This is a genomic window from Lacticaseibacillus zeae DSM 20178 = KCTC 3804 (assembly GCF_000260435.1).
Lineage (GTDB): Bacteria > Bacillota > Bacilli > Lactobacillales > Lactobacillaceae > Lacticaseibacillus > Lacticaseibacillus zeae.
This window is the reverse complement of record NZ_BACQ01000031.1, coordinates 92242-107327: the sequence shown is the minus strand read 5'-3', so window position 1 is coordinate 107327 and position 15086 is coordinate 92242. Positions and strand designations below refer to the sequence as shown.

Sequence of the window (15086 nt, the reverse complement as noted above, 5' to 3'; positions counted from 1 at the left end):
TATCTCATAACGAACATTGCCTTCTGTAAGCGCAATCGTGCCCTCACGAAAGGAAGTCTTACAGATGACAAAAGTATTAACATTCGGCGAGATGATGCTGCGACTAAAACCGTACGATCATCAACGCATTCTTCAAGCGTCCGGTTTCGAGGCCAATTATGGCGGCTCCGAGGCTAATGTGGCGGTTTCTTTGGCATTGCTTGGCGATCAGGCACAGTATGTTACCAAGCTGCCGGATAACGCATTAGGCGACACGGCGCGCAACACCATTCGCGGGCTCGGTGTCGATACGCACAAAATTCTGCGGGGCGGACCGCGCTTGGGGATCTATTTCTTTGAAAAAGGGGCCAGTGTGCGCAATACGAATGTCGTGTACGATCGTGCCGGCAGTTCCTTTGCGACCGCTGAAGCTGACGAATTTGACTGGGCCAGTCTGCTTAAAGACGTGGCCTATTTTTATTTCTCCGGAATCACGCCGGCCATCAGTCCAGCCATGAAAACGGCGATTGAATCAGCGGTGAAGTATTGTGCTGCCCACGATATTACCGTTGTTTGTGACATGAATTATCGGGGCAAAATGTGGACGCCAGCTGAAGCGCAAGACTTCTTTGGCAAGGTGATGCCGTATATCACGATTGTTTTGGCGAATGACGAAGATTTTGAAGCAACGCTGGGAATCAAGGCATTTGATGGCAATATGGAAACCGGGATTGATCAGATTGATAGTTTCAAAGCCGGCATGTTGCAGGTCATGAAGCAATGGCCGAATGTCAAAACCGTTGCCAGTGTTGTCCGGAATATTCATTCGGTTGAAGACAGCTGGTGGACCGGATTGCTGGCCGAAAATGGCAAAACCTACCAAGGCCCGACTTTCCATATGCATGTCATGGAAGGCGTTGCGTCCGGCGATGCTTTTGGTGCGGGCCTGATGCATGCCACGCTGCATGACTTCGATCCGCAAGCCAAAATCAACTATGCGATTTCTGCCAGTGTTCTCAAACTGACCATTAGCGGTGATCTGAACTTGATTACCGATGCCGACGTCCGCGCCGTCATGGCGACCGGCAGCGGGGTTGATCGTTAGGACAGGGAACAGGAAGCGAGGAAGCGCGAATGCATACTTTAACAATTGATGGTGACCAGCTGCAGTTGGATCAAAATGAAGCGAATACGATCAAAGGATTCGGTCTCTTAAGCTGCAACAATACGTCACGCTTGTTGATGGATTATAAATGGGAACAGCCAAAAGTTTATCAACAGGTTTTACAACATTTATTTGGCGGCGAGCACCCGTTGATGCGCATGTTGAAGGTGGAGCTTGGCAGTGACTCGAATACATCTTGCGGGACGGAACCGGCACCGCAACGCACAGCTGACGAACCGGCCAACGTCGCCCGCGGTATGGGGTTCCAATTGATTGCCGATGCCAAAAAGATTCAGCCGGATTTGAAGACCTGCATGTTGCGGTGGGCAGAGCCCGGATTTTTGCGGCCAACCTGGCAGCAAGTGAAGTCCGATGATCCTGATCAGAAGGTGCCAAGCGCGTCTTTTGAAGGGATGTATCAATATTACAAGCAAACCGTGATCGCAGCGTGGCAGGCTTATGGTTATGTATTTGATTACATCGATCCGGATCGTAACGAGACCAAACACCCGATGTATCGGTATCTCAAGTGGTTTGCACACCGCCTGCAAAATGACAAGGATGATTTTCCTGAAGGCTTTCCATTGGCGGACTATCATGCAATTAAGTTGATTACTTCTGACCAGAATTATGGCACCGACATGGGGACAGAATTGCTTAAAGATCCCGAGTTACAGGCCGTGATTCCGGCGGTTGGCTACCATTACAATACCGATGACGGGCCGGATCATCCTTTTACCCAAATTGCTGATCAGCTCCATAAGGAAGTCTGGTACAGCGAAGGCGTGGCTCCGGTGACATTCGGAACGTTGCGGGTACAGGACACAACCGGCATCGGCATTGGCGGGTTTATCAGTGCCTTGGACATTGCGAATCGGTTGGTCAAAAGCTACGCACGGTCCCGGCGCAGTCTGTACATTTTCCAGCCAGCGATTGGCGGCCTGTATCCCGGCGCGAAGTATCCAGGCAAGCAGTTGCTGGAAATGGATACGCCGTGGTCCGGTTACTTCCAGCAGGATTCGGTCGGATTGGCAGTGATGCATCATTTTACCGATTTTGCCTTGACCGGCTGGCGTGATCAGACTGCCGACAAGAACTGGCGGTATGTGCCGAGTGCGACTGTGAGTGAGGTGGCTGGAACCGAGAATCTGAGTCAAGCCCTTGGTGCCGCTAGCGCTATGACCCTCGTGGCACCTGATCGCGCGGACTACACGGTTATTTTGGTCAACGATACGAATGCTTCTCAGAACTATCAGGTGAGCGTGAAGGATCTGCCGGCCGCCAGCAAGCCGTTGCATGTTTGGCAGACGTGGGCTGATAAAAATGGCAAGATCCACGACCGCGAACAGGTGGCAACCCTGACGCCAAAAGACGGGGTTGTAACGGTCACGATCGCACCTCGGGCCATTGTCAGTGCAACCACGGCGGATTTTCAACCGCAAGCGCAGTTGCCGAGTCCGGTTGTGAGTCAGGATCAGCCGTTGCAACAGGATCCTGAAAAACATGTGTTGTTCCATGATGACTATACGTATGCGGACATGCCGGAAGATTATCTCAAACGGCGTGGCGGCACACCGCGGTATACAACCGACATGGATGGTGCTTTTGAAGTGGTGGAACATGGCGGGAAGCCAGTGCTCCAGCAACAGATCACCGAGCAGTCACGGGCCTTGGCTGGGAAACGCAAACTGACCCGAATTTCACGGTTGGCGATATTCGCTGGCTGAATTATGCAGCGGCGTTGACGTTCACATTTGATACCACGACCCAACAAAATACGGTAAGTGCCAATTATGTCGGCTTAGGTGTTCGCAGTGTGGATGACTTTGAAGGTAGCTTATTCTCCGCACCGTATGCCGCCACAATCACCGTGGGCGGTAAGCTGCGGTTTTACGTGCGCGGTGCCTTGCAAAACACCTTGGACGTACCGGTTTTTGATGCCGCTGCTAGCCATAAACTGGTGGTACAGGCAACCGATCGGCACATCACCGTGCAAGTCGATGGCAAAACGTATGTGACTTATGATGATCCAAGCAACCAGCCAGGATTAGCCGGACAGGTGAAGGTCGGCACCGGTTATTTCAAGACCGTGATTCACAGTCTGACGGTGACAAGCACGTCGGCGACCGCGGTTTTGGGACATCGCCGTGATGATCTGGATGCTGGTTTAGCGTTTAATGACGAGCATTGGGCGCGCATTGCAGCCCGGTTCCCGCACGCCTGGGAACGGTCGCAATCGACCGGCGAGCAAGGCGCCACACTTGATTTTGATACTGATGGGACGGGTTTTGTCCTCTTTGGTATCCAAGAGCAACCAAGTCGCCTGCGGATCACGGTAGATGGCCGTACTCAAGAAGTCGTACCGCTGACAGCATTGGCCAAACAGCCTAATACGATGGTGACGGACTTAGCAGCCGGGCAACATCACGTCACCGTGACAGTTATTGATGGCAGCTATACCTTTGACGGCGTGGCCCCGATCTTGTAAGCGGCAGGAGTTGCGACCTCTGGCAGTATGTTTCAAAGGAAGGTGAGTCAGGTGGCTCAGCCAGCTTATGGGTATCTAATGAGCTATTTCACGGGTGAACAGTACCAAAATGGCGAGCAAATTTACTTTGCGCTCAGTCGGGATGGCCTGCATTTTACGGCGTTGCATGACAATAAGCCGGTCGTCACCAACCAACTCGGGACACATGGCGCCCGCGATCCGTTTCTGTTTCGGACGCAGAAGGGCGATTACGTTTTACTGGCAACGGATCTGCGGATGTATGGACACACAGAACCCGGTGCCTGGACTCGCGCCGAGGTTGCCGGCAGTGATCAACTGCTCGTCTGGCATTCCAAGGATTTAGTCACTTGGGATCAAGGGGAAACCGTGACGTTAGGACCCCATTTTGGCTGTGTCTGGGCGCCGGAAGCTATCTTGGATCCTGATCATGCGGATGACCGGCTGTTCTGGTCGGCGACGGATACCACGGAGAATCCGAAAAGATTGCGTATCTATTCAGCCCACACTAAAGATTTTCAGCATTTTACAACGCCGGAAGTTTATCTTAACGATGCGACTTATGACGTGATTGATCTCGATGTGGTTGCGGCGGATGGCGTTTTCTATCGATTCTGGAAACTGAATCAGCGCGGGCAAGTCGTGATGGATCGCGTGCAGCATTTGGATGATGCTGCTGGTCAGCCGATTGCGTCGACTTATCTGGCCAATATGCAGCGTGTGGAAGGACCGCAAGCCTACCAGTTGCCGGATGGTCAGTGGTGTTTGTTGTTGGATCAAGTTAACCATGACGTCCGGGCGTATGTGCCAGCCCTGACCGATGATCTTGCCAGCGGTCAATTCACGCAGCCATCTGCGGGGACCTATCAGTTGCCAGATCGGCCACGCCACGGGTCAGTGCTGCCGATTGATCAGGCGGACTATGCGCGGTTGATTAAACGTTGGCAGTGAAAATGATTTAGTGAGTAAGAAAAGCGATCCAGAGTCATGTGCGAGTCCCATGACAATGAAATAGCCGTATCCCGGTTTTGGGGTACGGCTATTTTTCAGGTGGACTGTTCATTTCAGAGATAAATTGGATTTGTTGATCGACGCTGTAGTTTGACTGTTCGTGCTTCTGTTGCCTGAACTTCATCTTGATTCGGGAACGACATTTTGACACGGTAAAATTATGCGGCTTGTTGACGCCTGTCGCCCAACCGCCACTGGATAACGAAGGTTAATGCCGCCAATCCAGCCAGCAGGAAGAAGTCAATTTGGCTGCCGGTTGCCTCGGCGCCAGCAGGAGCGAGGCGTTGTTGCAACGTGATAATGGCTGACAGGCTGGCCGTTCCTAGTGAGCCGGCGTATTGCTGTAAGGTGTTGAACAGAGAGTTGATGTCGGCTTTTTCCGGGCCGTTTACCATAGTGCTGGCATCGGACATGGTATTGCCGAAGCCGAGATTGAAGCCCACCCGAAAAATTAGATAGAACCCGACGATCAACGCCATGCCTAATTGATGCGTGAACAGACCAAGCAGCATGGCACCGACAACCATCGCCGCATCACTGATCAACAATAACCGATGGGCACCGAAGCGATCATACAAGGCGCCGCCAATTGGTGAAACTGCCGCGCCGAGCAGGGAACCGGGTAATAATAGTAGCCCGGCGACAGAGGCATTGGTGTGCAGGACATTTTCGGCAAAGATCGGGGTGACAAAAGCAATGCCGATGTTGCCGAATTGCAGAATGAAGAAATTAATGGCACGGGCGCGAATACCGGCGTGTTTGAGTAATGAAAAATTGAGTAATGGCGTAGATGTACGGCGTAAATGCGCGCCCATGCCAATGATGGCTACAGCTAATGCGGCGGCGTAGATCCAGAAAGCAACGGTGATGCCAGCTGCCGTGAATTGATCGAGCAGTTCAATGAGTGAAAACAAGCCTACCGCCAACAGCAAGAAGCCAATGAAGTCGAAGTGCTCGTCCGTGGTGCGTGCTTTGACGCGAATAGTGGCTTCGCCCATGGACCAGACTAATAAAATGACAGGCAATACCAGCCAAAAGATCATCCGCCATGATGCATAGTAAGTTAACAAACCGCCATACGTTGGCCCTAACGCTGGTGCCAGTGACGTGACAACGCTGGCCATGCCGACATAAAGGCCGAGATGTGCCTGGGGGATTAAGGTCAGGATCAGATGGAACATCAACGGCGTCGAAACCCCAGTTGCCAGTGCCTGTAATAGTCGCCCGGCAAAAAGGATCGGAAAGTTCGGTGCCCAGATACACAGCACTGTTCCGGCCAGTGCGCATAAAACGGCCCCGCGAAACAGGGAACGCGTGTTAAAGCGGCGTAATAAAAAAGCGGTGGTGCTCATGACCAACGTGACCATCAAAAGGTAGCCAGAGGTGAGCCATTGCACTGTGGATAAAGACACATGTAACGTTTTAATCAATGTCGGAAAAGTGACATTCATTGACGTTTCAACCAAAATACCGACAAATGTCAGTAGTCCAGCTGACAAAATAGCGAGCTGCGTGCGATGCGAAACCGGTGAAGTCGTCATGTGCGTGCCTTCGTTTCTATAATTTAGTCTGAACCAGATTCAGGCCACTGCTGACGATAGCAGATTCCTCAGCGACACGCAAACGCAAGCGCTTTCACATGGAAAAGATTACACACTGTTAGCAGCGTGTTAGTCGCTAAAGGCCACGAATACAATTAAGGCCGTCACCACGACAAAGATGAGATACCAGATCAATCGCCCTACTGGATGATTAGGATTAATACCCAGGCCGACACCAAATGCTTTTGGAACGAATAGCGGCCTTTTTTTATCGGTAGTGTTAGGTTGATACTGACGGTAACTTAAGATCGACAGAATCAGAACAAGAATGAGCGGAGTGGTCTTGGCAAGCTTGGTTCCGGTATGTAACGCCCATAAAACCGAAATTAGAAAAAGGATAAAAGTGCAAAGCACAGCTGAAGCGAGCAGCTTGCCTGATTTGTTGTTTTCAGATGAACGCATATTTCATGACCTACCTTATGTAAAAACTTCTAGATACCTGCAGTGGTTGAGGTGTATATGATGTTTGTCATTAGCTTAGCTCGTCACGCGAGTAAACAGTAGAGCTTATTTTCTCATTTTGGATCTTATATATGTCGTGATACAAAAAGAATCCTATCATCATTAGCAGATGTTTCGCTAATAACAATGGGATTCCTGACGAATTTAATTTGCGTTGTCGTTGGTCAACGATTGACCAACACTATCTATATCGAAGATAAACCCGGCATTGCTCATCACGGTGACGAAGCTTATCGATGAGTCACGACTCCGGATTGTTCGTATCTGACGACTTGCTTCCTGACGAGGCCGCAGCTGATGTCTACTTTGACTGATGCCGTGAAGTTTTAGACGGCGAGGCTTGCGAGTCTGTTGTTGGCATCGCCGCTAAATGGACACGCGGTGCAGCATGTGACGATGGTTGCGGATGCTCAGGCATCGAATTCGCGGCTGCAGGGGTCACAACCGGAGCATTAGGTGTTGGCTTGGTTGGGCCATCTGGGTCGGGTGCATTTGAATCAGGAGTCGGTCCCGGTCCTTGTGGGTGGTTGTTTTTGTGCATCTGTTTGTCAGTCAGACTGATGACACTGGACATGACCAGCGGCAGCAGGAAGACCAATAAGATCAGTCCGATGATGACGGCTAGCGCTACCTGAATCAAGGTGGTAATGCCAGACGGGATCATGGCCGCAAAAGTGCCGCTTAAGATAACCGCAGCTGAGATGACGACAGCGCCGATAACGGTGGCGGCTTTGGCAATGCGTTGGGTCATGGTGCCGCCTTCCAGCGCGTTGTCACGGTAACGAACCATCAGGAAGATGCTGTAGTCAACGCCGAGGGCAACTAGCATGATGAAGGAGAAGAATGGGGTGTTCCACGTTAACATGGCGCGCCCGAGTACATAGGTTGAAAACAGCCTGGTCAATCCCAACGATGTGATATAGGCCATCAACAGGGTGGTAATGATGCTGATGGGTTGAATCACGGAGCGCGTGACAACGATCAACGCGATGCCGATCCCAATAATCATGATGGCAGCGGTTCGCTCGAAGTCGCCGTTAGCCAAGTCCTGGAGGTCAGCGGTTTGCGACGTTTGGCCACCGATTGCCACAGTCGCATCGTCAAGCGGCGTGTGTTTCAACTTGGCGGTGAGATCCGCTTTGATCGCTTTAATTTGTTGGGCGGCCGCATCGGTACTTGGATCGCCTTTTAACACCACGGTAAACTTCGTGATTTTGTTGTTATCAGCCATGTAAGTCGCTAATGCTGGCTTAAAGGTATTACTTTTCAGCGTGGCGTTTGGAATATAGAACTTTTTACCTAAATACGATCGCTGTAGCTCAGTCAGATATTGCTTCATGCTGGTGCTGCCGTCTGCGATCGTGCCAAGAGCTTGATTGGCGGAAGTGAGACCGCTTTGCATAGAGCTGACCTGTTGGGAAATTGCTTTGATTTTCGTGTTCAAGGTCTGAACGCCGGTGTTGACCTGCTCGGCACCGCTCGCAATTTGCGAAGCGCCATTATTAAGCGTGCCATTTTGGCTGGCGAGTTGAGAAGAACCCGAGCTGAGTTGGTTGACACCGGAAACCAGCGTCGGGACTTGGCTGTTCAGCGAATTGATGCCGCTGTTCAGCTGATTGGTACCACTGGTGAGGGTGCCGATGCCGTTGTTCATGGCAGTCGTGCCGGCGTTTAAGGTCTTAATGCCGTCACCTAAGGCACTTGTGCCATCGGTCAATTGCTGTACCCCGCTGGAAAAGGCGTTGATTTTGTCCAGAATTGGTTGGGTGAGCTGACTGGCATCCGGCAATTGATTGATGAGTGTGATGATTTGTTGGGCAGTTCCGGTTAACGTCTGAATCTGATTATTCAACGTGTCCATGCCGCTGGTGAGTTCGCCTGACTTGCTGCTGAGCTGGTTCATCCCGCTGGCAAGCACGGTGCTGTTGCTATTGAGCTCGTTCATCCCCTTGGCTAGCTGAGTGGAACCGGTGCTCAAGGTGTTGACGCCAGAAGTTAGCGTTGGCAGCTGGCTACTTAACTGGCCGAGGCCATTATTCAGCGAGGTGACCCCGGATGTGTACTGACTAATGCCGCTGCTGAGGCTGGTGGCGCCAGAGGACAATGTCGTGGTGCCGTCTGCCAAGGTTTGCACCTGTTGGGTACTGCCCGCGACATTGGCGTTTTTGATTTGGGTGTTCGCATCATTAAGCCCGGCTTGAACCTGCTTCAAGCCTTTGACGCTTTGCGTTAAGCCGCTGTTGATCGTTTTGAGTTGGTCGTTAAGATACAGTGACTTGATTTTACTGCCACCTGGCTGGGTGACCGACGCCACGGTTTTGACGCCTTTTTCCTGCTGCAGGTAGGTGGTGACGTCATCGATCGTGCCCAGAACGGTCTGGCTATTCAGCGGGTGCTTACTTTGAATATAAATCGTGGTCGGCGAGGCCATGCCTTTTGAATAATGATCCTGAATCAGGCGATAACCGACTTTGGATTGCAACGTCTCCGGCAACTCGTCCGCGTTATTGAAGTTCAGCGTCTGGTTGGCATTCAGTAAAAATGGCACGGCGATGATGCCGGTAACGCCAAGCGTGATGAGCGGGCGGGCGATGCCAACTTTGGAAAGACCATGCCACAGGCGGCTGGTGCTGTGGCCATCCAGATTCTTGCTGGGCCAGAAGAGCTTTTCGCCCATGGTTGCCATGAAGAACATGTTCAGGGTTAAGAGTACCGTCAAAAGAATGAGTACCCCAATGGCGACACCAACCGCGGAACGATAGAACTTGAAGTTGGCTAGACCGAGAACCGAAAAGCCGATCAGAACCGACAGTCCGGAATAAAGAATCGTGCGGCCGCCGAAACGTCTGGCAATGCCGGCTGCCTTGGTTCTGGGAATACCTTGGGACAACGCGGCTTTAAAGTCGTCATATAGCAAAATGTTGTAATCTGTCCCGATCCCGAATAAGACAACCACAAGGAAGACTTGCGTGAAATTAGAAATCGGAAAATTGGCCTTATCGGCGAGCGTCATGATGATGTTCAACGATGTCAGAAAGGAAATCGCAACGGTTAGCAGCGATACCAGTGGCACAATCGGTGAACGGAAAACGATGATCAGCACGATAAAGATGAAAATCGCAGCGATGATTTCCGTTTTCTGGATCCCTTTTTCGGTTACCGTGGCGAAGTCATCGTTGAGTACATCGCTGCCAGTGACGTATGTTTTGACGTTCGCGGTTTTAATTTGTTGCTCGAGATTCTTGGTTTGCGGCCGGACCTGACCCTTGGCTTTCACATCAACCAGTGCCATCTGAGTGGTGCCATCTTTGGCCTCGAGCTGCTTTTTGGTTTCGGCGTTGTCAGACGACTGCGTGACGTTGACAATGTTAACGGCCTTAGAATCTTTGAGGCCTTTGAGCGTTTTGGTAATCGCTTTTTTCTGGGTTGCCGTCAGCTTTTTGTCGCCATTGCTAAAAACGAGGGCGAAGGAGCGGACTTTCTGGTTATGGTTGGCCTTTTTCTCAATGTTGGCCGCAACCTGGCTTTCTTCGTTTTTGGGCAGTGATAAAGCGCCTTTATCGCGGACAATTCCCGAGACGTCAGGCATGGTCACGAGGGTCACCAAAATAACGACAAGCCAGAAAATCAGGGTAGGGATGTGACGATTGCGAAGATTTTTCAATTAAAGACCCTTCTTTCACTGGTGAGACCGTTCCAGACCTGATTTTTCAAATCGGCGGCCAATGCTTTTTGGTTGGAAACGTGGCCTTCGATTTGCTGCTGTGCCCAGACGATATCAATCATACTGACGATGCTACCGTATAGAATGGCGAGTTGGGTGCGGACATCGGCTTTGACAATCACCCCGCGGTCTTGGCCATCCATGAGCATGTTGTTAATGAGTGTAATCACGCGCCCGCGGGCGGCCCGGCTTTCGGCATTGAGTGCTTCATTGAAGACGTTTTGCTGAATAAAATGCAACTCTGTCGGGTACTGCTCCATGGATGCGGTTGCTGCGTCAAACAAGCGACCGAACATGGTCTCTGGGTCATCGGGATCACAGTCAGCGGCTTCGGCTAGCGAGTTGTGGAAGAAATTCATAATATCCGTAAAGGCGGTGTTGAGAATATCTTCTTTGCTTTTAAAATGCCGATAAATCGTGCCAACCGCGACTTTTGCCGCTTTGGCGATCGACGGCAGGTTGGTTTCGGCGTAACCGCGTTCGGCGAATAACTTAACAGCCTGCTCGATAATCGGACTTGGTACAGGAATAGATGCCATGATAACCTCCTTATGGAATGAACGTTCATTCGCATATCTTAGTGTTTATGAATATTCTTGTCAAGGAGGTATGAAAATATTATCTTTCTGTTGTGGTTCTTGTCGTGCCAAACTCCGCAATCTCCGGCGGGCTCGGGGGCTGGCGACCGCGAAGCTAGAGTGGTGGGCACGACTTTGAACCCGCAAAAACCGCGGTTTCAAAGCTCGGCCTTGGTCTAAAACGGGAAAACCACCCGTTTAAGACCAACTTCACCACTGAGCCCGCCCCCGCCTCCGATTGCTCCGCTTTGGCACTGGGATCTTGAAATGCCGGCAAGAGATCTCTGAGACAACAAAAAAGCGAATGATTGTTGAGTTTCATTCGCTTCGGGTAACTGTGATTGTATTTATTCTATTTTCTTTTTTAACAAAATCTCCGTTGCTCAAGGCCACAGCTTAATGCAACCAAGGATAATCGAAAAGATTGCGGTGCCGTTTTTCAATAAACGACCGTCGATTTTGGGGCCGAGGCGGCTGCCGACGATGACGCCGAGGCCGTGGGTGACGAGGATGATGGCGAGTAGTGGCAGGGTGTTCATGAGCTGGATCTGACTGAGGTAGCCGACCGCGGCGGGTAAGCTGATGAAGACGGAGTTGAGTAAGGCGATACCGACTGCCGCGTGTGGTTCACAGCCAAGCAGTACGAGCAGCGGCATGACCAGCACTGGGCCGCCTGCTCCGGAAAGTGCGCAGATTAAGCCGGTGACGATGCCTAAAATGACAAGTAAAATCGGGTGATTTAGGTGATCGACACCGGGTTTTGGCGGATAGCGTTGTTGAATCAGAATGGCGATGCCGGATAGCAAAACGACCAGGTAGAGTAATAGCTGAACCCAGCTGGTCGGCAGTAAAAGGTTTAGCCGGACACCAAGAATAGCGCCGACAAAACTACCGCCGCTGAGCAGATAGGCGATGCGCCGATCCATCAATCCCTGCCGTTGATAATGGCGTGATCCGAGCCAGCCGGAGATAATGAACGCCAGAAAACTAAACGCCAGACCCTCCGTGGTGCTGTAGCCGAGTCCTGCCGTGTATAAGATTGGAAGTAAAAAACCAGCCACGCCGGTCATGCCGACGAGGCCGCCGATTATGATGTTGCCAATTGCGATGATGATGATTGCCATAGTGTTGGGTAGCGCCGTGCACACACGGCTTTGATCCTTTCTACATCTAATGTTAACACTTTTCGTTTTCGCATCAGCCACTTACCGGCCACCATGGAATCAGCCACATCATTGGCATTGACGCTTTCTAATAACGTGTTGTTCCAATTACCGGTTGGCCATAAGTGCGGACTGTCGATGTCCAGACCGATGATGTCTGCCTGATACCCCGGAGCGATGCGCCCCAGCTGCCCGGACATATTCAAAGCAGCCGCGCCACCGTCTAATACCAGCGACATAATGGTGGTTGCCGGCATGATATTGGCGATGTGTTGTGGCACGCCATAATGCAAGGTCATGATCGCCCGGAAAATTTTCATTTCCTGCCACAGACTCAAGCCGCCATGCGCCGCGCCATCGGATCCCAGACCAATAGAGACGCCAGCCTTCAACAGTTCAGGCGTTGGCGGCACCCCTTTGCCAGAGTTGCTGAACGGGCTGTGGTTGATCTTAACGTGATGCTTTTCGATCAAGGCCTTTTCGGTGTCGTCTAGAAAAAGGCTATGCGCACCTAGAAAATGATCGCTCAAGGCACCGCGTTTGGCAAGGTAAACATAAGGCCGTTCACCGCAACGGTCAAGGATGCCGGCTACTTCTTGGGGATATTCGTTCATATGAGCTTCAAGAAAAGTGTGACGATCAGCGGCGCGTTGAGCGGCCAGATCCACGAGTTCATCGGAACAATTATTCAACGCGCGCAGAGAATAATAAACCTGTAAATGATGGCGGCCGTGGAATTGATCGTAAAGCGCATCGGTGTGGGCAATGGCGGTTTTGGCATCCATGTTAATCGAAGCCGGCAGCGTCGGATCGTCCATGGTTGAATAGGCAAGGGCACCGCGCAACCCGCTTTGTGCATAAACAGTTCCGGCGGCGGCCATGTGATAACCGCCAGCGTCCACAAATCCGGTCGTGCCACTGGTGATCATTTCCAGTGCCGCCAGTTGCGCGTTAAGCGTCATGGTCTCGGCCGTCGTATCAGCCTCAAACGGCAGCATAATCTTTTTCCAGATAATGCCTTTGGTGTCCAGCACGCGGCCGCGGAGTAATTGCTGACCGGTATGTAAATGACTGTCGATCAAACCGGGCATGAATAAACGATGGGTACCGTCAATGACATCATCAGCTTCGGCTGGAAAACTACTGTGGTCGCCTACCTGCGCAATTTTACCGTCTTTGATGAAAATATCCTGATGCGGCTTGATCATACCAGGCGCGGTCATGGTCAACGTGTCCTGAATCAATGTGCTGGTCAATTAAATCACCCCTGTCAGTTTCAGCGTAAGGGTGTCCCACAAAAGCGAGCCGACAAACGTCCCGGTCATCACGGCAACTCCGACGATGATGTACTTCCAGCCTTGATGAATGAAAGTGCCTAGTTTATCGGAAATCGCAATCCCCGCAAACGAGCCGACCACGGTGAAGGGTGCGGCGAAGGCGATCACTTTGGTTGAACTGATAACCACCGCGGCGATTGGTGAAAACGGCGCGGCTGCCAGTAGCCCTAAAACCGAACAATAGGCGATGATGGGCAACTTGAACGGCATGATTTTGGCTAAGACAACAGCGACAAGGGTGATGGCGATGAGAATGACCACGCCCGGGAGACTTTTGACGATGCTGACGCCGGAACCGATCCAGTTAGCTAGCAAGGTGCCGACGCCGCAGACACTGAGGAGAAACAACCATTCACGTAATCGCATTACTTAATCCGTCCTTTCACTGCAGCAGGCGTCTTGGCACGGCGGCCGGCGAACATTTTATCTAAAATCGTGTAAAGCTTATCTGTCAGCGGAATCGCCAGGAACATGGTGATGTAAATACCGGTGATGCCGGCGATGGTATTGGCGGCTGACGCCATGGCGGTGATGGTGTTGGCATCGTGGGGGAACAGCTGGGCGAGGCTGGCGCTGGCCGAGGCCATAAAGATGCCGGCACCGACGCCAGTGGACATGCCTAGCGCCTTGGGATCAAACCAGCCGGTCATGCCGAGCACCGTGGCCATAATGCCAAAATAAATCGTGCCGAGAATGCCACCGACGATGTAAATCGCCATACTGCCGCTGGCTTCGTCAGAATCCGAACCATAAGCAGAATTGATTAAGGCGAGGTGATACTCGCGGTTAAGCGAACTCGTGGCGCCGATGGACTCGCGCCGCAAGCCGAGCAACATGGCCAAAGGAAGGCCGAAGAAAATGCCAAGCAGATTACCGAAACCATGCACCAACAAGGCGGGGCCGGCGTGCAGAATCATGTCCATATTCGCACCAGCCGTAATGCCAAGATTAACCACAAACGGGCAGATGCCAACGATCACCAGTTTTGATGCGGCTTTGACGTGTTTGTTGTCAAACCAGTGCATCACTTGCGGACCACTTAACATGCCGAGAATAATGGCGTAGAAAACCGGAAATAAAATGATCATCCCCGGACCGACTTTAAGTTTCACAGTTCCGATGTATTCAGCGATCGCGGTGAATAAAGCAGCGACAAGATAACTTTTCCATTCGACTTTAATACGTGCGCGTAAGTTAGGGTAAGTCATGGGGTCCTCCTTGTGAAATGAATAGACCCAGTTTAGCGCAATTGTTTGGGTAAATAAAGGACGATTAGATTAAAATACGGTTTAATGTTCGTGTTTATCTTTTGTAAACTGATATATCTGCGGCAAAAATAAAATAAATGACAATATGAGCGAACTTGTGAATTGCTATAAGTATAGTTACCTTAGATGTTCCTTGCCGTGCCAAACTGCGCAATCTCCGGCCAGCTGGGGCTGGAACGTGGTGGGCACGACTTTGAGCCTCAGCAAGCCCGGCTGAGTCTCAAAGCTCGACCTTATTGTAGGTGGGGCAAAGAGCGCCCCACCTACAATAATTTCACCACTGAGCCCCATC

At 51.4% G+C, this 15086-nt stretch carries 10 protein-coding genes and 1 pseudogene; 3 read left to right on the top strand and 8 right to left on the bottom strand.

Going from position 1 to position 15086, the window contains the following annotated elements; translation table 11 throughout:
* Window positions 1–64 precede the first annotated feature (64 nt).
* The 3 genes and pseudogenes from GSO_RS06205 to GSO_RS15660 all read left to right on the top strand — a co-directional run bounded on the left by GSO_RS06205 (window position 65) and on the right by GSO_RS15660 (window position 4601).
* On the top strand, window positions 65–1084 hold the full coding sequence (locus GSO_RS06205) for a sugar kinase (protein ID WP_010490166.1): 1020 nt from the start codon (window positions 65–67) through the stop codon (window positions 1082–1084).
* Between the two features lie 29 nt (window positions 1085–1113).
* Window positions 1114–3632, top strand: a pseudogene (locus GSO_RS15665) (glycoside hydrolase family 30 protein).
* A gap of 51 nt (window positions 3633–3683) precedes the next feature.
* Window positions 3684–4601, top strand: coding sequence for a glycoside hydrolase family 43 protein (locus tag GSO_RS15660; RefSeq protein WP_010490164.1), 918 nt, complete (start codon window positions 3684–3686; stop codon window positions 4599–4601).
* Window positions 4602–4819: 218 nt separating this feature from the next.
* On the opposite strand, the gene GSO_RS06190 is transcribed toward GSO_RS15660, so the two are convergent.
* The 8 genes from GSO_RS06190 to GSO_RS06155 form a co-directional block, all read right to left on the bottom strand.
* Window positions 4820–6202, bottom strand: coding sequence for an MFS transporter (locus GSO_RS06190; RefSeq protein WP_010490162.1), 1383 nt, complete (start codon window positions 6200–6202; stop codon window positions 4820–4822).
* A gap of 129 nt (window positions 6203–6331) precedes the next feature.
* The gene (locus GSO_RS06185; RefSeq protein ID WP_010490161.1) at window positions 6332–6664 is read right to left on the bottom strand and encodes a hypothetical protein; all 333 of its coding nucleotides are present in this window, start codon (window positions 6662–6664) and stop codon (window positions 6332–6334) included.
* 361 nt (window positions 6665–7025) lie between these two features.
* Window positions 7026–10388, bottom strand: coding sequence for an MMPL/RND family transporter (locus tag GSO_RS06180; RefSeq protein ID WP_010490159.1), 3363 nt, complete (start codon window positions 10386–10388; stop codon window positions 7026–7028).
* Window positions 10385–10987, bottom strand: coding sequence for a TetR/AcrR family transcriptional regulator (locus GSO_RS06175; protein ID WP_010490157.1), 603 nt, complete (start codon window positions 10985–10987; stop codon window positions 10385–10387). The genes GSO_RS06180 and GSO_RS06175 overlap by 4 nt, the downstream gene beginning before the upstream one ends.
* 422 nt (window positions 10988–11409) lie before the next feature.
* Window positions 11410–12150: a sulfite exporter TauE/SafE family protein gene (locus GSO_RS06170; protein ID WP_010490155.1), complete on the bottom strand. Its 741-nt coding sequence runs from the start codon at window positions 12148–12150 to the stop codon at window positions 11410–11412.
* Window positions 12114–13445 carry an amidohydrolase family protein gene (locus GSO_RS06165; RefSeq protein WP_010490153.1) on the bottom strand — a complete coding sequence of 444 codons (1332 nt, stop codon included), beginning with the start codon at window positions 13443–13445 and terminating at the stop codon, window positions 12114–12116. The genes GSO_RS06170 and GSO_RS06165 overlap by 37 nt, the downstream gene beginning before the upstream one ends.
* The gene (locus GSO_RS06160; protein WP_010490151.1) at window positions 13446–13892 is read right to left on the bottom strand and encodes a hypothetical protein; all 447 of its coding nucleotides are present in this window, start codon (window positions 13890–13892) and stop codon (window positions 13446–13448) included. It abuts the gene before it with no gap.
* Window positions 13892–14734 (bottom strand): DUF3100 domain-containing protein, encoded by an 843-nt coding sequence (locus tag GSO_RS06155; RefSeq protein WP_010490149.1) that lies wholly within the window; start codon window positions 14732–14734, stop codon window positions 13892–13894. Before GSO_RS06155 ends, GSO_RS06160 begins: the two co-directional genes overlap by 1 nt.
* Window positions 14735–15086: the final 352 nt, after the last annotated feature.